The sequence below is a fragment of the Actinomycetospora sp. C-140 genome, assembly GCF_054796175.1.
The window spans coordinates 57,326-76,551 of sequence record NZ_JBTWNF010000026.1; the positions used below are offsets into that span (position 1 = coordinate 57,326).

The 19,226-nt window shown below is 72.0% G+C and carries 18 protein-coding genes; 13 read left to right on the forward strand and 5 right to left on the reverse strand.

What is annotated here, in order from left to right:
• Positions 1–34 precede the first annotated feature (34 nt).
• Positions 35–388 carry a YbaB/EbfC family nucleoid-associated protein gene (locus tag ACR9E3_RS30400; RefSeq protein WP_285653166.1) on the forward strand — a complete coding sequence of 118 codons (354 nt, stop codon included), beginning with the start codon at positions 35–37 and terminating at the stop codon, positions 386–388.
• Between the two features lie 6 nt (positions 389–394).
• A complete protein-coding gene (gene recR / locus ACR9E3_RS30405) occupies positions 395–1,003 on the forward strand; it encodes a recombination mediator RecR (protein ID WP_285653168.1) in 609 nt (202 codons plus the stop codon).
• 3 nt (positions 1,004–1,006) lie between these two features.
• Here the strand turns inward: recR and ACR9E3_RS30410 are convergent, their stop codons facing one another.
• Entirely contained in the window at positions 1,007–1,189 is a 183-nt protein-coding gene (locus ACR9E3_RS30410) for a hypothetical protein (RefSeq protein ID WP_460384686.1), read from the reverse strand.
• A 309-nt stretch (positions 1,190–1,498) separates the two neighbouring features.
• On the opposite strand from ACR9E3_RS30410, the gene ACR9E3_RS30415 reads away from it, so the two are divergent.
• Together ACR9E3_RS30415 and ACR9E3_RS30420 are read left to right on the forward strand one after the other, a co-directional pair.
• A complete protein-coding gene (locus tag ACR9E3_RS30415) occupies positions 1,499–2,347 on the forward strand; it encodes a helix-turn-helix domain-containing protein (protein WP_460384687.1) in 849 nt (282 codons plus the stop codon).
• Between the two features lie 45 nt (positions 2,348–2,392).
• Positions 2,393–2,596, forward strand: a complete 204-nt coding sequence (locus ACR9E3_RS30420) for a DUF397 domain-containing protein (RefSeq protein WP_460384688.1) — start codon at positions 2,393–2,395, stop codon at positions 2,594–2,596.
• A 166-nt stretch (positions 2,597–2,762) separates the two neighbouring features.
• Here ACR9E3_RS30420 and leuA read toward each other — a convergent pair whose 3' ends face one another.
• The gene (leuA, locus tag ACR9E3_RS30425; protein WP_460384689.1) at positions 2,763–4,574 is read right to left on the reverse strand and encodes a 2-isopropylmalate synthase; all 1,812 of its coding nucleotides are present in this window, start codon (positions 4,572–4,574) and stop codon (positions 2,763–2,765) included.
• Positions 4,575–4,881: 307 nt separating this feature from the next.
• Between leuA and ACR9E3_RS30430 the strand changes: the two genes are divergently transcribed.
• The 7 genes from ACR9E3_RS30430 to ACR9E3_RS30460 all read left to right on the forward strand — a co-directional run bounded on the left by ACR9E3_RS30430 (position 4,882) and on the right by ACR9E3_RS30460 (position 11,724).
• On the forward strand, positions 4,882–5,241 hold the full coding sequence (locus ACR9E3_RS30430; RefSeq protein ID WP_460384691.1) for a hypothetical protein: 360 nt from the start codon (positions 4,882–4,884) through the stop codon (positions 5,239–5,241).
• A 93-nt stretch (positions 5,242–5,334) separates the two neighbouring features.
• Positions 5,335–6,600, forward strand: a complete 1,266-nt coding sequence (locus tag ACR9E3_RS30435; protein ID WP_460384693.1) for an aspartate kinase — start codon at positions 5,335–5,337, stop codon at positions 6,598–6,600.
• 2 nt (positions 6,601–6,602) lie between these two features.
• Complete coding sequence (locus tag ACR9E3_RS30440) at positions 6,603–7,655, forward strand: aspartate-semialdehyde dehydrogenase (protein ID WP_460384694.1); 1,053 nt, start codon at positions 6,603–6,605, stop codon at positions 7,653–7,655.
• Positions 7,656–7,765: 110 nt separating this feature from the next.
• Positions 7,766–9,007, forward strand: coding sequence for a TIR domain-containing protein (locus ACR9E3_RS30445; protein WP_460384695.1), 1,242 nt, complete (start codon positions 7,766–7,768; stop codon positions 9,005–9,007).
• 133 nt (positions 9,008–9,140) lie between these two features.
• Positions 9,141–9,644: a Fur family transcriptional regulator gene (locus tag ACR9E3_RS30450; protein ID WP_460384716.1), complete on the forward strand. Its 504-nt coding sequence runs from the start codon at positions 9,141–9,143 to the stop codon at positions 9,642–9,644.
• On the forward strand, positions 9,641–11,122 hold the full coding sequence (locus ACR9E3_RS30455; RefSeq protein ID WP_460384696.1) for a catalase: 1,482 nt from the start codon (positions 9,641–9,643) through the stop codon (positions 11,120–11,122). The genes ACR9E3_RS30450 and ACR9E3_RS30455 overlap by 4 nt, the downstream gene beginning before the upstream one ends.
• Before the next feature lie 125 nt (positions 11,123–11,247).
• Complete coding sequence (locus tag ACR9E3_RS30460; protein ID WP_460384698.1) at positions 11,248–11,724, forward strand: Dps family protein; 477 nt, start codon at positions 11,248–11,250, stop codon at positions 11,722–11,724.
• A 59-nt stretch (positions 11,725–11,783) separates the two neighbouring features.
• Here the strand turns inward: ACR9E3_RS30460 and ACR9E3_RS30465 are convergent, their stop codons facing one another.
• The gene (locus ACR9E3_RS30465) at positions 11,784–13,643 is read right to left on the reverse strand and encodes a S9 family peptidase (RefSeq protein WP_460384699.1); all 1,860 of its coding nucleotides are present in this window, start codon (positions 13,641–13,643) and stop codon (positions 11,784–11,786) included.
• 91 nt (positions 13,644–13,734) lie between these two features.
• Here ACR9E3_RS30465 and ACR9E3_RS30470 point away from each other — a divergent pair, with 91 nt between their 5' ends.
• Both ACR9E3_RS30470 and ACR9E3_RS30475 read left to right on the forward strand, forming a co-directional pair.
• Positions 13,735–14,517, forward strand: coding sequence for an SAM-dependent methyltransferase (locus tag ACR9E3_RS30470; RefSeq protein ID WP_460384717.1), 783 nt, complete (start codon positions 13,735–13,737; stop codon positions 14,515–14,517).
• Between the two features lie 7 nt (positions 14,518–14,524).
• The gene (locus ACR9E3_RS30475; protein WP_460384700.1) at positions 14,525–15,253 is read left to right on the forward strand and encodes an enoyl-CoA hydratase; all 729 of its coding nucleotides are present in this window, start codon (positions 14,525–14,527) and stop codon (positions 15,251–15,253) included.
• A gap of 42 nt (positions 15,254–15,295) precedes the next feature.
• Here the strand turns inward: ACR9E3_RS30475 and ACR9E3_RS30480 are convergent, their stop codons facing one another.
• Positions 15,296–16,753 carry an HAD-IB family hydrolase gene (locus tag ACR9E3_RS30480; RefSeq protein WP_460384701.1) on the reverse strand — a complete coding sequence of 486 codons (1,458 nt, stop codon included), beginning with the start codon at positions 16,751–16,753 and terminating at the stop codon, positions 15,296–15,298.
• Positions 16,740–19,127, reverse strand: a complete 2,388-nt coding sequence (locus ACR9E3_RS30485) for a glycerol-3-phosphate 1-O-acyltransferase (protein ID WP_460384702.1) — start codon at positions 19,125–19,127, stop codon at positions 16,740–16,742. Before ACR9E3_RS30485 ends, ACR9E3_RS30480 begins: the two co-directional genes overlap by 14 nt.
• Positions 19,128–19,226 lie beyond the last annotated feature (99 nt).

The window sequence follows — 19,226 nt, forward strand, 5'->3', positions numbered from 1 at the left end:
CGGCGCGCATCGAGGGCGCGGTTACTGTGGTGACATGCAACCCGGCCAGAGTCCCGAAGGCATGGACATGGGCGCCCTGCTGCAGCAGGCGCAGGCGATGCAGGAGCAGCTGATGTCCGCCCAGGCCGAGCTGGCCGAGGCCGAGGTCACCGGGCAGGCGGGCAACGGCCTGGTCACCGTCACGCAGACGGCCACCGGCGAGGTCCGCTCCGTGCGCATCGATCCGAAGGTCGTCGACCCCGACGACGTCGAGACGCTGCAGGACCTGATCGTCGGGGCGATCTCCGACGCCGCCCAGGCCGCCGCGGCCCTGCAGGCGGAGAAGATGGGCCCGCTCGCCGGCGGGCTCGGGGACATGGGCGGCGGGCTGGGCCTGCCCGGGCAGTAACCCGTCGTGTTCGAGGGGCCGGTCCAGGACCTCATCGACGAGCTCGGGCGCCTGCCCGGCATCGGGCCGAAGAGTGCGCAGCGCATCGCCTTCCACCTCCTCGCCACCGAGGAGGCCGACGTCACGCGCCTGCAGGAGGCCCTGCAGAAGGTGAAGGTCGGCGTCGTGTTCTGCGACGTCTGCGGCAACGTGTCCGAGCAGCCCCGCTGCCGGATCTGCAGCGACGCCCGCCGCGACGCGACGCTCGTGTGCGTCGTCGAGGAGCCCAAGGACGTCCTCGCCGTCGAGCGCACCCGCGAGTTCCGCGGGCGGTACCACGTGCTGGGCGGGGCGCTCGACCCGCTCTCGGGCATCGGCCCCGACCAGCTGCGGGTCCGCGAGCTCCTCACCCGCATCGGCGGCGCGGGCGACGAACCCGAGATCGCCGAGGTCATCCTCGCCATGGACCCGAACACCGAGGGCGAGGCCACGGCCACCTACCTCGTGCGGCTCCTGCGCGACTTCCCGGGCCTCACCGTCACCAAGCTGGCGTCCGGCCTGCCCATGGGCGGCGACCTCGAGTTCGCCGACGAGCTCACGCTCGGCCGGGCCCTCGCAGGCCGCCGCGCCCTCTAGCTCCTACCGCCGGCCCAGCAGTCGCAGGTCGGCCTCGAACTCCGCACGGTCGCGCTCGAGCTCGATGCGCTCGCGGTGCAGGCGCCGTACGCGCTGGCGCGTCGCCTCGCGGTGCATCGACATCCCGATCAGCACGCCGAGCGTCAGCAGTGTCCACACGACCACCACCACGATGATGATGGTCATGGCGGTCATCGCTGCTCGCGGACTGTCCCGCGACGGCGCCCTCGGCGCGCGCTCCTCGATCCGGTCATGGGGTCGTGCCTCCTCCCGGTCGCTTGCGGTGGGAGGTCGGGGATTGCCCGTTCCCCCCACGACTGAGAGTGCTGCATGCCATAGCCACGCACAAGTGCCTTGTGCAATTGCAAGCAACGATTGCGTGACGACATGGCCGTCCGAGGTCTACCGTGTGCGGATCGAAGCCGGTGCGGGGGGAGGCTGGCGGTCAGCTCCGAGCTGGGAGGCGTGCGGATGAGCCAGTCGCCGGGCCCCGTCGTGACCCGCCGCCGCCTCGGCGGCGAGCTCAAGCGCCTCCGCGAAGGCCTGGGTCTCAAGCTCGAAGACGTCGCCCGCAGCCTCGAGTGCTCGCAGTCGAAGATCAGCCGGCTGGAGAACGGCAAAGGCGTCCCGCGCTGGCGCGACGTGCGGGACATGCTCAACGTCTACCGCGTCCCGGAGGGTGACGAGCGGGAGCGCTTGCTGGAATGGGCGCGGACCGGGCAGGCGAAGATGTGGTGGCAGAGCTACGCGGACATCATCCCGACCGGGACGCTGACCTATGTCGAGCTCGAGTGGGACGCGTCGCAGATCGACGCGTTCGACAGCCACATCGTGCACGGGCTCCTCCAGACGCGCGACTACGCCCGCTCCGTGCTCAAAACCTCGTTGGGCGACGCCTACGGCGAGCGGGACTTCGAGCGCCTGACCGAGGTGCGCATGCGGCGTCAGGAGGCCCTGACCGCTGATCACGGCCTGTACTTCCGTTGCGTGCTCGACGAATCGACCCTCTACCGGGTGGTCGGCTCGCCGGAGATCCAGCGGGCCCAGATCGAGCACCTGATCCACATCGCCGAGGCCGAGCACGTCGAGGTTCGGATCATCCCGTTCGCAGCGGGCCTCGTGCCGAACAGCGCGGAGTCCTTCGCCCACCTCAGGTTCGAGGCCGGCATGGGGGAGGGCATCGTCTACGTCGAGCGACCCGGGAACGCCTCGGAGTACCTCTCCGACCCCGACAGTGTCCGCGTGCACCGCGAGTGGATGGCGGTGCTCGTCGCATCGTCGCTGACCGAGTCGGACTCGATACCGCTGATGAAGGCAGCACTCGATCGGCTCCGCGTGTCCTAGCGGTGCCGCCCGCACCGCTCGTTGATCTTGTGCTTCGATCACGCGGTGCGCGATACGCTCCCCGCGATCAAGATCAGCAGCTTCTGCACCGAAGGCGGCTGCGTCGGCGTGGCACTCGATCAGGACGAGGTCCGCGTCGTGGACACGAAGGCGGCGGACGGAGCCCCGCTGCGCTTCACGGCCGAGGAGTGGGCGGCGTTCGTCGCCGGCGTCAAGGCCGGCGAGTTCGATCTCCCCGTGGGCGGCTGACGCCGCAAGATCCTTAGTTGGTGAGCGAACGCTCCGCTCAGCGGAGCATCCGCTCACCAACTCCAGATCTTGCCCGGGCGATCGCCGTCTCGGTGACGAACCCGGTCACATCCGAAGCCGATCGTCACCGAGACCGCGTTCACGGCCCGACGGGCGCGCCCCAGCCTCAGCGCATCGCCCGGTTCACCGCCGACACGACGGCCTTGAGCGACGCCGTGAGGATCGAGCCGTCGATCCCGACGCCCCAGACCTCGACCTCGCCGACCGCGGCCTCCACGTACGCCGCGGCCCGGGCGTCGTCGCCCGCCGACATGGCGTGCTCCGCGTAGTCCAGGACCCGGACGTCGTAACCCACCGACGCGAGGGCGTCGACGAAGGCGGCGATGGGGCCGTTGCCGACGCCCGTGACCTCGTGCAGGTCGCCCTCGACCCGCAGCGTCGCCTCGAGCTCGGCCTTGCCGTCGTCGTGGGTCGACACCCGCGAGCGGACCAGCTCGAGGGGCACCCGGCGCTGCAGGTACTCCTCGGTGAAGATGTCGTACATCTCCTTGGCCGAGACCTCGCCGCCCTCGGTGTCCGTCTGCTCCTGCACGCGACGGGAGAACTCGATCTGCAGACGGCGGGGCATGTCGAGCTGGTGCTCGACCTTCATCAGGTACGCGACGCCGCCCTTGCCCGACTGCGAGTTCACGCGGATGACGGCCTCGTAGGTCCGGCCGACGTCCTTGGGGTCGATGGGCAGGTACGGGACCTCCCACGGGTGGTCGTCGACCGCGTGCCCGGCGGCCGATGCCTCGGACGCCATCGCCTGCAGGCCCTTGTTGATCGCGTCCTGGTGCGAGCCCGAGAAGGCGGTGAACACCAGGTCCCCACCCCAGGGGTGGCGCTCGCCGACGGGGAGCTGGTTGCAGAACTCGACGGTGCGGCGCACCTCGTCGATGTCCGAGAAGTCGATCTGCGGGTCGATCCCCTGCGAGAAGAGGTTCATGCCCAGCGTGACCAGGCAGACGTTGCCGGTGCGCTCGCCGTTGCCGAACAGGCAGCCCTCGATGCGGTCGGCGCCGGCCTGGACGCCGAGCTCGGCGGCGGCGACGCCGGTGCCGCGGTCGTTGTGGGGGTGCAGCGACAGGATGATCGAGTCCCGGCGGGCCAGGTGGCGGTGCATCCACTCGATGGAGTCCGCGTAGACGTTCGGGGTCGCCATCTCCACGGTGGCCGGCAGGTTGACGATCATCGGGCGCTCGGGGGTGGGCTCCCAGACGTCGCCGACCGCGTCCACGATCTCCTTGGCGTAGGAGAGCTCGGTGCCCGTGTAGGACTCCGGCGAGTACTGGAAGCGCCAGTCGGTGTCCGGGCGCTTCTCGGCCTCGCGGCGGACCAGCTCCGCGCCGTCGGTGGCGATCTTCGTGATGCCGTCGCGGTCGGACCGGAACACGACCCGGCGCTGCAGGATCGACGTCGAGTTGTAGAGGTGGACGACGGCGGAGTGTGCGCCCTCGAGCGACTCGAAGGTCCGCGTGATCAGCTCGGGGCGCGCCTGCGTCAGGACCTGGATGCGCACGTCGGCGGGGATCGCGTCCTGCTCGATGATCTCGCGGACGAAGTCGAAGTCGGTCTGGCTGGCCGCCGGGAAGCCGACCTCGATCTCCTTGTAGCCCATGCGGACGAGCAGGTCGAACATCCGGCGCTTGCGGGCCGGGGACATCGGGTCGATCAGCGCCTGGTTGCCGTCCCGCAGGTCGACGGCACCCCAGAGCGGAGCCTTGGTGATCACGCGGTCCGGCCACGTCCGGTCCGGCAGCGAGATCTTCTCGACGACGTCGGCGAACGGCTTGTAGCGATGGACCGGCATGCGACTCGGCCGCTGGGTGTTCCAGTCCGGCTGGTCGGCGGGGATCTCGCCGTCGGGCTGGACGACGGTCGAGCGGATGTCGCCGATCGGACCGTCGCCGATGGGCGAGCCGGGGGTGATGCTCATGGGTGTCGCGCTCCTGGGGTCCTGCAGCTCTGCAAGGGATGGCGACCGGCAGCGCGCATCACCCGCGGCAGGGGGCCGGTCTGTTCAGACCCCGCCGCGGCGGCGAAGGAGCAGCCCGAGGACTGCGAGCGCGCGAGACATCGCCCTCCACGGTAGACCCGCGCCCCGCCGAGCCGGTACCCCGGGCGCCCGTCCGGACGTGCGCCGACCTGCCGATCAGGCCGCTGAACTGCGCCGATGAACCGCTCGTGACCCAGGTCGCACACCTGGCTACCGACGAGTCACTTCGCGTGCCATGATGACCCGCATGGCGCAGGATGCGGGTACGGAGACCTCCGAACAGCGGCGTTCGCACACCCAGGACGACCTCCGCGCGCTCACCCGGAAGGTCCTGACGGTCGCCGCCTCCGTCATCCGGATCCTCACGGTCATCTTCGCGGCGATCCTGGTGATCCACGTGATCCTCGCGGTCGCCGGCGCGAACCCCGCCAACGGGATCACGATCTTCTTCAGCGACCTCGCGAACAACCTCACGCTCGGGATCGGCGACCTGTTCCTGCCGGCCAGTGAGTCCCTGCGGATCATCCTCAACTTCGGCCTCGCGGCCCTCGTGTGGATCGCGATCGGGATCGTCGTCTCGAAGCTGCTGAACGCGCTCGCCCCGTAGTCCCGTCGGGGTGGTCCCAGCCACCTCGTGATCTCCCCCGCCTCGGATAGGGTCGCCACGGGCATCCCGACCAGCAGGTGGAGGTCAGTCGCGGTGGCACTCGTCGTCCAGAAGTACGGCGGCTCGTCCGTCCAGGACGCGGAGCGGATCCGTCGGGTGGCCGAGCGGATCCTGCGCACCGGCAAGGACGGCAACGACGTCGTCGTCGTCGCGTCCGCGATGGGCGACACGACCGACGAGCTGACCGACCTGGCGACGCAGGTCCACCCCAGCCCGCCGCCGCGGGAGCTCGACATGCTCCTCACCTCCGGCGAGCGCATCTCCAACGCGCTGCTGGCCATGGCGATCAACGCGCAGGGCGGGCGGGCCCGGTCGTTCACCGGCTCGCAGGCCGGGATGATCACGACCGGCAAGCACGGAGACGCACGGATCGTCGACGTCACCCCGGGCCGGATCCACGCCGCCCTCGCCGAGGACCACATCGCGCTCGTCGCGGGGTTCCAGGGCGTCAGCGCGGACTCCAAGGAGATCACGACGCTGGGGCGCGGCGGCTCGGACACGACCGCGGTGGCGATGGCGGCCGCGATGAAGGCCGACGTCTGCGAGATCTACACCGACGTCGACGGCGTCTATTCGGCCGACCCGCGCATCGTGCCCGACGCGAAGCTGCTCGAGACCATCACCTACGAGGAGATGCTCGAGATGGCCGCGTGCGGGGCCAAGGTGCTGCACCTGCGCGCCGTGGAGTACGCGCGCCGCGAGAACGTGCCCCTGCGGGTGCGCTCGTCGTACAACGACAAGCCCGGCACGACCATCGTCGGGTCCATCGAGGAGCTCAGCGTGGAACAGGCGGTCCTCACCGGCGTCGCGCACGACCGGTCCGAGGCGAAGATCACCGTGGTCGGCGTGCCCGACCAGCCCGGGTTCGCGGCGCGCATCTTCCGCGCCGTGGCCGACGTCGAGATCAACATCGACATGGTGCTGCAGAACGTCTCGCACCTGAAGACGGGCAAGACCGACGTGACCTTCACGCTGCCGGTCAAGGACGGCCCGAGGGCCGTGGAGGCGCTCGCCGCCGTGCAGGGCGAGGTCGGCCACGAGGACGTCGTGTACGACGAGCACGTGGGCAAGGTGACGCTGGTCGGCGCGGGCATGCGCAGCCACCCGGGCGTCACGGCGACGTTCTGCGAGTCACTGGCCGAGGCCGGCGTGAACATCGAGATGATGAACACCTCGGAGATCCGCATCTCCGCGCTGATGCGCGACACCCAGCTCGACGACGCCGTCCGGGCGCTCCACGACGCCTTCGACCTCGGGGGCGACGAGGAGGCCGTGGTGCACGCAGGAACGGGGCGCTGATCATGACCACTCTCGCCATCGTCGGGGCGACCGGAGCGGTCGGCTCCGTCATGATCGACATCATCGACGCACGCGAGAGCGTGCCCTGGAGCGAGATCCGGCTCATCGCCTCGCCCCGCTCGGCCGGCCGACGGCTCACGGTGCGCGGGCAGGAGATCGAGGTCGTCGCGCTCTCGCCGGAGGCGTTCGACGGCGTCGACATCGCCATGTTCGACGTCCCCGACGCCGTCAGCGCCGAGTGGGCGCCGGTCGCGGTGTCGCGCGGCGCGATCGCGGTCGACAACTCCGGGGCCTTCCGCATGGACCCCGACGTGCCGCTCGTGGTGCCGGAGGTCAACGCCGACGCCGCCCACACGCGGCCCAAGGGCATCGTCTCGAACCCGAACTGCACGACGCTGTCGATGATGGCCGCGCTCGGCGCCCTGCACCGCGCGTTCGGGCTGCGCGAGCTGGTCGTCGCGAGCTACCAGGCCGCGTCCGGCGCGGGGCAGGAGGGCATCGACCGGCTGCAGGCCGAGCTCTCCGCGGTCGCGGGCAAGGGCGTCGGCCACCGCGCCGGCGACGTCCGCGAGGCGCTCTCGGCGGCCGGGCTCGACGGCGACTCGCCGTTCCCCGCCCCGCTGGCGCTCAACGTCGTCCCCTGGGCGGGCTCGGGGAAGGACGGCGGGTGGACCTCCGAGGAGCTCAAGGTCCGCAACGAGTCCCGCAAGATCCTCGGGCTGCCCGAGCTCAAGGTGTCGGCCACCTGCGTACGCGTCCCCGTGATCACGACGCACGCGCTGGCGGTGCACGCGACCTTCGCGAACCCCGTCGACGTCTCCACGGCGCACCAGGTGTTCGCCGCGCAGCCCTCGATCGTGCTGGTCGACGAGCCGGAGTCGCAGCGCTTCCCGACCCCGGCCGATGTCGTCGGCGAGGACCCGACCTACGTCGGGCGCGTGCGGCAGGCCCTCGACTTCCCCGACACGCTCGACTTCTTCGTCTGCGGCGACAACCTCCGCAAGGGCGCGGCGCTCAACACCTACGAGATCGCCGAGGAGCTCGTCCGGGCCTGAGTCCGGGAGGCAGGGCGCCTCGGCGGCGCCCGATATCACCCGGACGCACGTCATGTGCACCTCTGCGGTGACTTAACGTGCTAGTGCGCGCTTGCCCGGGGGGAGGGCCAATGGCGCTCACTCCGACGGTGTTCGTGAGCTACCGCCGCGACGACACGAAGCATCTCGCCGGTCGTCTCTACGACCGGTTGGCGAGCAGCCTTTCCGCGGACCGGGTGTTCGTGGATGTGAGCACCATCGATCCTGGCGAAGACTTCGGCAGCGCGATCGAGCGTGCGGTGACCTCCGCAGACGTCGTACTCGTGCTCATCGGACGCCAGTGGCTCCGTCTTGATCCTCGACCCCGTACCGACGCTGACGACGTCGTCCTCCACGAGGTCCGTACGGCGCTCCGGAGTGCGGCTCGGGTCATCCCGGTGCTCGTCGACGGTGCCGAGATGCCGCCGCCTTCTCGGCTGCCGCCCGACATCCGGCCACTGGTGCGTCGACAGGCGTTGGCAGTGGACCACGCGAGCTTCGACGCGGACGCGAACGCACTGCTCCGGGTGATCCGAGGGGCGCCGGTGCGAGTTCCCTGGTGGCGACGGCATCGGGTGGGGATCGCTGCAACACTCGTCGTCGGGATCATCGCGGCATTGATCGTGGGCGTCCTTGCACGCGAGGGCGTGGCCCCGGCGGTTGCCACACCTGAGGCCGGCCCCACAGCCCCGCCCGGCCCAGCGCGGACGTGCACGCCACTCGGAGGATCCGCTGCCACGCTCCTCTCGAATCCGCAGGTGATACGCCAGAACGACGGGCCCGGCGTCTTCGAGCCCGTCGCCGACGGGGTCCGGCTGACGTCTCCGCTGGGCACTGACCTTCGCACCGAGAACGGGAGTCTCACGACGCCGTTCCTCGCCGTTCCCGTCGGCGGCGACTTCATGATCGAGGCGCAGATGCAGGTGGCGCCCACCCGTCCGTACTCCGCGGCTGGGCTTCTGCTCGCGCGGGATGCGGACAACTATGTGCGGCTCGAGCGCGGTATCGGGTCCTTCGACGCGGTGGCCTTCGAGTTCGCCGTGAACGGACGACATCAGAAGCTTCACGGCCCCTTCCGCGGCGATCCGCTGCCAATCCGTACCGAGGCCGTCCGCGTCGGGCTGCGGCTCGAGCGACACGGCGATCAGGTGACCGCCTGGTGGCGAGACGTCACCGCGGGTGGCTCGTGGCAGGCGCTCACCGGCGCCGCGCCGTTGTCGGGTGATGCCCTCGCCGGGGCGACGGTTCTCGATACGGGAGCCACCGACAGTGCCGACCCGAACGGCCTCGGTGCCACGCTTGAAGGTATGGCCGTGACCTGCCTGTCGAGCTGAGCAGGCCGTTGACCCTTTTCTTGACCCATTCCAATCTCGGTGGCACCGTCGGGTCATGACTCCACGGACCGGCGACCAGGACGACCCGGTGGTCGATCCTGACGTCGGGACGCCCTGGCTCACGCACCACCACGTGGCCGACCCGCGAGCGCGGCTGCGCGCCGCCGGCCTGCGGGTGACGGCGCCGCGGCAGGCGGTCCTCGGCGTGCTCAGCGAGCACCCGCACTCGACCGCCGACTCCGTGGCCGCCGCGGTCCGGGTGCGGCTGGGGTCGGTGTCCACCCAGGCCGTCTACGACGTCCTCGCCGCGTGCGTGGACGCCGGCCTGGTGCGCCGCATCGAGCCCGCCGGCTCGGCGGCGCGGTACGAGACGAGAACGGGGGACAACCACCACCACGTGGTCTGTCGGTCGTGCGGCGCCACGGCCGACGTCGACTGCGTGGTCGGTGAGGCGCCCTGCCTGCACCCGTCCTCCGCCGAGGGCTTCGTCATCGACGAGGCCGAGGTCGTGTTCTGGGGAACCTGCCCGGCCTGTCGCGCCGCCGGAACGGGTAACCCCTCGCACCCGCGGGACCAGCGCGCTCCCGTCGGTGTGATGCACGACAGCGTCCACCACCACGAGGAGAGGTATTCGTGACCTCCAACCACCCGTACGCCACCGACGACGCCGGCATCCCGGCCCCGAGCCACGAGTTCTCCGCGACGGTCGGGACCGACGGTCCGCTGGTGCTGCAGGACCACTACCTGATCGAGCAGATGGCGAACTTCAACCGGGAGCGCATCCCGGAGCGCCAGCCGCACGCCAAGGGCGCGGGGGCGTTCGCGAAGTTCGAGGTCACGCAGGACGTCACCGCCTACACCAAGGCCGCGGTCTTCCAGCCCGGCGAGGTCACCGAGGGCCTCATCCGCTTCTCCACCGTCGCCGGTGAGCGCGGCAGCCCCGACACCTGGCGCGACCCGCGCGGCTTCTCGCTGAAGCTGTGGACCCGCGAGGGCAACTGGGACATGGTCGGCAACAACACGCCGGTCTTCTTCATCCGCGACCCCATGAAGTTCCAGAACTTCATCCGCTCGCAGAAGCGCCTGGCCCGCAACGGCCTGCGCGACCACGACATGCAGTGGGACTTCTGGACGCTCTCGCCCGAGTCGAAGCACCAGGTCACGTGGCTCATGGGTGACCGCGGTCTGCCGGAGACCTGGCGTCACATGAACGGCTACGGCAGCCACACCTACATGTGGATCAATGCCGCGGGCGAGGAGTTCTGGGTGAAGTACCACTTCATCTCGGACCAGGGCATCAAGTGCCTGACGCAGGACGAGGGCGACCGGCTCGCGGGGGCGGACGCCGACTACCACCGCCGTGACCTCTACGAGGCCATCGAGCGGGGCGAGTTCCCGAGCTGGACCCTGAAGGTGCAGATCATGCCCTTCGAGGACGCGAAGACCTACCGGTTCAACCCGTTCGACCTGACCAAGGTGTGGCCGCACAGCGACTACCCCCTCCAGGAGGTCGGGAAGCTGACGCTGAAGCGCAACCCCGAGGACTTCCACACCGAGATCGAGCAGGCCGCGTTCGAGCCAAACAACCAGCCCCCGGGGCTCGCGCTGTCGCCGGACAAGATGCTGCTGGCCCGCGGGTTCTCCTACGCGGACGCGCACCGCGCCCGCCTCGGGGTCAACTACAAGCAGATCCCGGTGAACTCGCCGCGGGGCACCGACGCGCACCCGTACACCGTCGCGGGCGCGATGCGCGTCGTGAACTCGCCGGACCCGGTCTACGCCCCCAACACCAAGGGCGGCCCGCAGACGACCGAGACGATCCAGCCGCCGACGTGGTACTCCGACGGCCAGATCCAGCGCGCGGCCTACGTGCCGCACGCCGAGGACACCGACGAGATCCAGGCCCGCACGATGATGCTCGAGGTCTGGGACGACGCGGCGCGCGACCGCTTCGTCGAGAACGTCTCCGGCCACCTCGCCGACGGCGTCGGCGACGACGTCCTGGCCCGCGCGTTCGACTACTGGAAGTCGATCGACGAGGGCATGGGACAGCGCGTCGAGGACCGCGTCCGTGAGCTCACGGGCAAGGAGCGGAAGGTCCTCTCGCAGAGCTGAGGCTCACCTATCGCGGCCCGTCTCACACGCTGAGGCGGGCCGCGAGGTGGTTCCGGGGCCGATTACGGGGCATCCTCAATCTGGAACCATTCCAGACTACGGTTGCGAAGGAGCTGACCACCACCATGGCCACCGCACCGATCACCAGCCCGCTCACCGACGACGCCAAGCAGATCGTCGGGACGGTCCTGCAGGACTCGCTGGCCGACTACGTGGACCTGTCCCTGACCGCCAAGCAGTGGCACTGGAACGTCGTCGGCACCAACTTCCGCGAGGCGCACCTGCACCTCGACGAGCTGGTCGACCTCGCCCGGACCTACTCCGACGAGGTCGCCGAGCGTGCGGCCGCCCTCGGCGTCTCGCCCGACGGGCGCGCCGAGACGGTCGCCAAGAGCAGCGGCCTGCCCACCACCGACGAGGGGTGGCGCAAGGTCGAGGACGTCAACGCCGCGGTCGTCGAGACGCTCGCGACGCTCATCGCCCGCCTCCGCGAGCGCATCGCCGTCACCGACCAGCCCGACCCGGTGACCCAGGACCTGCTCATCGGCCAGACGGCCAAGATCGAGGAGGCCCACTGGATGTGGCAGGCCAAGACGGCCTGATCGCCACCTGACGCACACGGCCCGCCCGCGACGCCGTCGCCGGCAGGCCGTCGTGCGTCTCAGGCCGGGACGGGCAGGCCGAGGGCCCGGCGGGCGAAGGCGATCTCCGCGACCGTGTGCTTCAGCGTCTCGGCGACGACGAGCGAGCCGTGGCCGGCGTCGTAGCGGACCATCGCGTAGGGCACGTCCCGCGCGGCCAGGGCGTCGAGGTAGTTGTCGATCTGGCGGATCGGGCAGCGCGGGTCGTTCTCGCCGGCCAGCACGAGCACTGGGGCGCGCACGGCGTCGACCCAGGTCAGCGGCGAGGCCTCGGTGTAGCGCTCGGGCACCTCGGAGGGCGAGCCGCCGAACAGCGACCGGTCGAAGGCGCGCAGCGGCTCCATCTCGTCCTCGTAGGCCGCGAGGTAGTCGGCGACGGGGACGCCCGCGCAGCCGACGGCCCAGCGCTCCGGCTGGCGGCCCAGACCGAGCAGCGTCAGGTAGCCGCCCCACGACCAGCCCTCGAGCACGCACGCCGCCGGGTCGGCGAGGCCGGTGGACACGGCCCACTCGTGCACCGCGGCGACGTCCTCCAGCTCCGTCGTGCCCGGGCGCCCCTCGATGGCGTCCCGCCACGCCGAGCCGTAGCCCGACGAGCCGCGGTAGTTCACGTGCACGACCGCGAAGCCCGCGTCCAGCCAGACGGCACGGACCGCGGAGTAGCGGTCCTCGTCCGCGGCCTGGGGCCCGCCGTGGATCATGAAGACGGTCGGGACCGCGCCCGCCGTGCCCTCGGGCCGCGCCCACAGGGCGTGCACCGCGCCGGCCGGGCCCTCGACCCAGGCGTCGTCCAGCGCCACCGACGGCGCCGGTCGCTCGCCCGGCGGGGCGAGGAGCTCGGTGTCGGAGCCGTCGGGGCGCAGCGCCCGCACCGACGACGGGTACTGCGCCGACGACCAGGCGTACTCGACGGTGCCGTCCGGGCGGACGTCCGCGCCGCCCACCGACCCGGAGGCCGTCGGCAGCGTGGTCAGCGCGCCCGTCGCGAGGTCGTAGCGGTGCAGTGTCGTCCGCCCGGCCCGCGTGTGCGCCACGAGCAGCGCCGAGGCGTCCGGATAGAAGCCGGCCGACAGGTCGCCGGGCAGGTCGATGTCCAGCTCGGTCTCGGTGTCGGTGGCGAGGTCCCAGATCAGCAGCTCGTCGCGGCCGCGGCGCTCGTGGCCCACGAGCAGGCGCTGGTCACCCTCGACGGGCGCGAACTCGATCGGGTCGAGCCCCTGGCCCTCGCCGTCGTGCCGCTCGCCCACCGCGTCGCCGTCGGCGAGGCGCAGCACCCGCACGGCGGGGTGGCGGGAGTCGCCGTGCTCGGCGTGCGAGATGGCGAGCAGGGTCTCGTCGCGGGAGAGCGCGCCGACGCCCGCGTCCTCGGTGTGGGTGTAGACGACCCGGGCCTCGCCGCCGTCGTCGCTGACCGCGAGCGTCGACCCGTCGTCGGTCGACCAGCCGACGGCGACCGTGCGCCGGCCCAGCTCGAGCCCGGCGGGATAGCCCGGTGCGGCGCCCGCGACGGCCGGGACCGCGCCGCCGGACCCGGCCTCGAACGGCTCGCGGACCCACACCCCGAACTCGTCACCGTCGTGGTCGTCGAACCACCAGATCGCGGTGCCGTCGGTGCTCATGGCCCCGCCGCGCGTGCCCTGGGGTCGGTCGGTGACGCGGCGGTGCTCGTCCACGGCCCGGTCCCAGGAGTAGATCTCCCAGGTCCCGGTGGCGTTCGAGGAGTAGACGCTGCGCTCCGGGGCATCCCGCGCCCAGTCCGGCACCGACACCCGCGCCGCGGTGAAGCGACCCCGCCAGCGGGACTCGACGGCGGGATCGCCGAACAGGGCGTCGGGGATGTCCGGGACCGGGTCCGGGCGGCGCGGCGTCGTCGAGGTCATAGCCGGATCCTGCCGGAGCCGGTGCGCCGGGGCGGTCGGTGGAGGGGTCCGTGGACCAGGATGCGGGGTGGGGGGAGGACGCGTGAGCGAGATGGATCCCGAGGAGACGCCGCCGAACATGGCGCGCGTCTTCGACCACTACCTGGGCGGCACCGAGAACACCGTCGTCGACCGGGAGTTCGCCGCCGAGGTCGACCACGTGCTGCCCGGCATGGGCGCGCTGTGCCGTGGACACCGCCGGTTCTCCGCGACCGTGGTCGACGCGTGGTGCGCCGAAGGTGTCGACCAGTTCCTCGAGCTCGGCTCCGGCCTCCCGACCGTCGACCACGTGCACACCCGGGCGCGTCGCCGGCACCCCGACGCCCGGGCCGTCTACGTCGACTGGGACGCCGTCACGGTCGCCCACGCGCGGCGGCTGCTCACCGGCGAGCGGGGCGCGGCGGTGGTGCACGCGAACGCCCGGGACGCGGCCTCCGTGCTGGCCGCGGCGGGAGACGTCCTCGACCTGACCCGCCCGGTCGGTGTCCTCGCCGTCGGCGTGCTCCACTACCTCTCCGACGAGGACGCGGCGGCGGCGATGCACGTCTACACCGAGGCGCTCGCGCCGGGCGGCCGGCTCGCGATCTCGCACCTCACCGGCGCCGCCCGGCCCGACATCGAGACCTGGGCGACGATCAACCACGGCGGCTGGAGCTACGCGCCGCGTCTGCGGGATCCCGCCGACATGCTGGGGTGGCTCGCCGGACTGGACGTCCCCGAACCCGGCTGGGTCTCCGCCCCCGACTGGCGGCCGGACGGCGCGGTCCCCGGGGCGGACACCGCGGCGAGCGGACTGTGGGGTGTGGTCGCGCGGCGGGCGGCCGGCCGGGGATGATCGGTCGGTGATCGGGACACACCGGCACGGTGACGTGCACGAGATCCGCGTCGACCGCACCGAGCGCCGCAACGCCCTCGACACCGCGCACTGCCGCGACCTGCACGCCGCGGTCGACGCCGCGGTGGCCGGCGGTGCCCGGGTGCTGGTGCTGACCGGCGAGGGCACGGCGTTCTGCTCCGGCGCGGACCTCGACACCATCGGCGACCCGGACTTCCTGGCCGCGCTCTACGGCATGCTGCACCGCCTCGTCGCGATCCCGGTCCCCGTCGTGGCCGCCGTGCACGGCCCGGCGATCGGCGCGGGCACGCAGCTCGCGCTCGCCGCCGACCTGCGCGTCGTCGACGCCCCCGGCGTCTTCGGGCTCCCGACCGCCGCCCTCGGCCTCGCCGTCGACCCCTGGACGGTGCGCCGGCTGGCCCTCGTCGCCGGCGGCGGCGCGGCGCGCCGGATGCTGCTGGCGTGCGAGCGCTTCGACCACGACGCCGCGAGCGCCGCGGGGCTCGTCGACCGGGTCGGGGACCGCGACGCGGCCCTGGCCTGGGCGAGCGAGATCGCCGCGCTCGCGCCCCTCACGCTCGCCTACAACAAGCTCGCGGTCACCCGGCTGCTCGAGGACGCCCCGGTGCCCGACCAGGTCGCCGCGGCGTTCGACGCCTGCTGGGCGAGCGAGGATCTGGCCGAGGGCCGGCGTGCGCGCGAGGAGAAGCGGGCGCCGGTGTTCCGGGGTGCCTGACGGCATGTGAGCACTTCGGAGTGCTCAGGCACTCCGAAGTGCTCACATGGCGGAGCCACCAGGCCAGTGCGTCAGCGTGTCGATGTAGAGCTGCCGCACGCCCTCGATGCGCTCGTCGAGGTCCTCGCGCGTCCAGTCGGCGACGGAGATCGGCGGCAGTGCCGCGACCTGGACGACGCCGGGGTGGATGATCATCGCGTTGCGGCTCATCAGCTCGCCGGTGTTGCGGAACACCAGCGGGACGATCGGCACCCCGGCCTGCATGGCCAGGTGGAACGCGCCCTTCTTGAACTTCCCGGGCGTCGGGGTGGGCGAGCGGGTGCCCTCGGGCGCGATGACGATCGAGGTGCCCTCGCGCAGGCGCTCGACGGCCGGCTCGAGGGCCTTGCGGGCCTGGGCGTTGTCGTCGCGGTCGACGAACGCCGTCTCCAGCAGGCGCATCAGGCCACCGAAGAGCGGGTCGGTGGCGAGCTCCTTCTTCGCCACGGAGACGAAGTTGCCGCGCATCAGCGCCCCGAGCACGAGGACGTCGAGCTGGCTCTGGTGGTTGAACAGGAAGACCGCCGGCCGCGCGCCCCAGATGTTCGCGGCGCCGTGCACGTCGAGCGAGACCCCGGACGCGATCAGGGACAGGTCGCCGCCGACGCCGATGCCGAGGTTGAGCCCGGCGCGTCGCGATCCGCCGAGCAGGCCGAGACCGAGGCCGGTGGCGAAGCCGCCCATCATCCCGGCGAACGTCGCCGCGGTCCGGGCGATCTCCACCGGCGTCGTCCACGGACGGCCGGCGAAGTCGAGGGCGGGCCAGCCGCGCTCGGCCGCGGCGCGGCGCAGGCCGGCACTGGGGTTGACCGCGCACGGGTGGGCCACGGTCGCGAGGAAGGGGACGTCCTCGCCGCCGTTCGAGTACGCGAAGCTCGCGTCGAGGTCGACGTCGTGGGCCGCCGCGAACTCCTTGACCGCGGCCGCCTTGCCCTCCCCGTAGGGCGAGCGCCCGTCCGGGCGGCCGGTGAGCGTGCCGTCCTCGCCGACCTCGACGGCCGTGTAGATCGTGTGCTCGACGCCCAGGGCCTTCGCGGCCGGCTCGACCTGGAACCGCGTCGCCGAGCTGGCCAGCACCACGGTGTGGCCCTTCTCCAGGTGCGCGCGCACGAGGCGCCACGCCTCGGGGTAGACGCTCGGGCCGATCTCGTCGCGGAAGAGCCGGTTGCCGATCTTCTCGAGCTCGGCGGGCGTGCGCCCCGCCCAGGTCCGCAGCGTGATGCCGAGGAACTTGCGGAAGTCCTCCTCGCCGTGCAGGCCCTGCCAGCCGCTCGCCAGCGTCTCGAGGGTCGTGCGCGGGTGCAGGTCGAGGTTCTTGACGTGGTGGCGCATGAAGGCGGTGACGGAGTAGCCCGCGATCACGGTGCCGTCGAAGTCGAAGAACGCCCCGACCTCCGGGCCCTCGGGGGAGCGCTCGACGGCCTCCATCAAGCCCTCGGCCGTTGTCTCAGGGTCGGACACCCGCGGACTCCTGTCGGTTGGTCGCGTCGGTCTCGTCGATGGCCACGACCCTCTCCACTACCCCGCGCACCTCGGCGGCGAACGCGCGGCGCCGGGTCGCGAGGTCGGCCTCGCCCGCACGGGGCGCGGTGTTGGGGGCGAGGAGGCCCCGGTTGGACGCCAGGCGCACCGCCGAGGCGAAGAGCTCCCGCGACAGCGACTCGGGCCCGTGCAGCTTGCCCTGCAGGAGCAGCTGCTGCCCGACGGCGCCGCAGCGCTCGAGCAGCGCGTCCTCGTCGACCGGGGTGTCGGGGTCGTGCTCGGCGAGGCGCTCGGCCACCACCCACTGGGCGTCGACGAACGAGCGCAGGACGCGATGGGCGCAGAGGAAGCGGCTCTGCCGCAGCATCTTGCGGGTGCGGGCGACGTCGCCGTCGTCGGAGCGCCAGTCCGGGTCGATGAGCGTGAGCTCGGAGATCAGCTCGGCCCGGAAGGTCTCCTTGTCGGGGAAGAAGAACTCGTACTTGAGCAGGTCGCGCAGGTCGAGGGCGGCCTCGAAGCCCTTGGCCAGGGCCTCGCGCCCGGTGACGTCGCCGACCTCGAGGATCGCGAGCTCGACGATCGCGCGGTTGACGAAGTGGTGGATCGCCGAGTTGCGATAGAACGCGGCGACGATGTGGTGCCCGCTCTCGACCGAGAACACCGGCTCGGAGCCCTCGGTGTAGGCGCTGACGACCTTCTCCCGGCGCAGGGAGAGCAGCGCCTCGGCGACCCCGCCGTTGGTGCGCAGCGACGCGATGCCCGTCTCGGGCAGCCCACGCGCGTCGACGTAGTCGAGCACCGGCTCGACCACGCGACGGACCTGCGAGAGCGTCAGGGCACGGTCGCGCACGCCGAGGAGGGCGAGCGCCGCGAGCGCGATCGGGGTGACCGGCGTGACCCGGTTGATCCGCACGAAGACCTCGAACGCGGTCTTCTGCAGCGCGAGGCGACGGGCCGCCGAGTCCTCGTCGGCGATGTCGGCGTCGTCCCGCGTCTCGGGGTCGGTGTCGAGCGCCGGGTCGTTGGCGGCGGAGAGGGCCGCGCGCAGCGAGAGCGGTTCCCCGAAGCTCACGTGCACCCCGCCCACCGGGCGCCGTTGCGCCCGCGCGTAGCCGGCCAGCCAGCGCAGGCCCTCGGGGGTCTTGGCGGCACCGGTCTGCTCGGCCGCCATCTGGTGCACCTCCTGCAGCTGGTCGTGGATGATCGACACCGGGACGAGGAAGACGTCCTCGGTGCGACGCGTCTCCACGGCGCTGGCCACGTCGGAGAGCAGTCCGTACTTGGGCGGGCGGAGCTTGCCGGTGCGGGTGCGCCCGCCTTCCATGTACCACTCGAGGTTGAAGCGCTTGGCGCACAGCCAGGAGAAGTACTCCCGCACCACGGCCTTGTAGACCGCGTCGCCCCCGAAGCTGCGGCGGATGAAGATGATCCCGCTGCGGCGGGCGAGCTGCTCGAGCCCGAAGATCCTCAGGTTGTCGCCGCCCAGCACGTGGTTGCGCGGGAAGTCGTTGCTGCGCAGTACGTCGGCGAGCACGAACGGGTCGGTGTACGACCGGTGCGACGGGAGGAAGACGAGCGCGTGCTCCGCGTTGAGCGCGCGCAGCGGCTCGAGGCCCGTGGTGTCGGCGTGCACCGTCCAGGCCTTCTCGTGCATGGGGCGCAGCACGCCGGAGAACAGGTCGACGGCGGCGGGGTCCTGCGAGGCGACGATGCTCTCGAGGTCGGTCGCGGCCTCGGTCGCCACGTCGTCCTCGGACCGGCCCGTGGCGGCCGCCAGCCGGCGGATCTCGCGGGCGAAGTGGCCCGATCCGACGATCTGGCCGGCGACCTCGCGGGGCACCTTGAACCGGTTGCCGGTCAGGGCCCGCTCCGCCCGGTCCAGGGCGAGCGCGGCCTGCCCGGCGACGAACTGGACGAAGTCGGCGTTGTCCGAGGCCTCGCGCTCGCGGCGGTGGCGGCGCATCAGCTCCAGCACCGTCGCCGGCCGCCCGACCACCACCTTGTGCTGCGGTGGTGTGCGTCGGGCCGCGCGGGCCCGCGCCCGCAGCGCCCACCCGCGGGTGAGGACGTCGGCGAGCCGCGCGAGCGTGCGGTCCGGCTCCCGCTCGGTCGACCACACCACGCGCACGGGCACGAGCAGCGGGTTGTCGCCGCGGGTGAGACGGCCTGCGAGCTGCTGGCCCTCCGCCGGCAGCACCTCGACGCCCCGCCCGTTCGCGCTCGACCCGTTGCGGACCTCGCCGAGCCAGCGGTCGATGATGCGGCGCTCGGTGTTCGACGGGGCGTCGACGAGGACGACGAGGGACCGGTCACCGGAATCCGGGAGATGCGCCGTGTCGGCCTGCGTGCTCACGCCGGACCTCCCGCCATCGCCACACCGCGTGCCCGGCGACCCGTCGCGGTCACCGTCGTGCCTGGTCCCGGACCCTACCCGGTGGTGTGGTGCGACGAC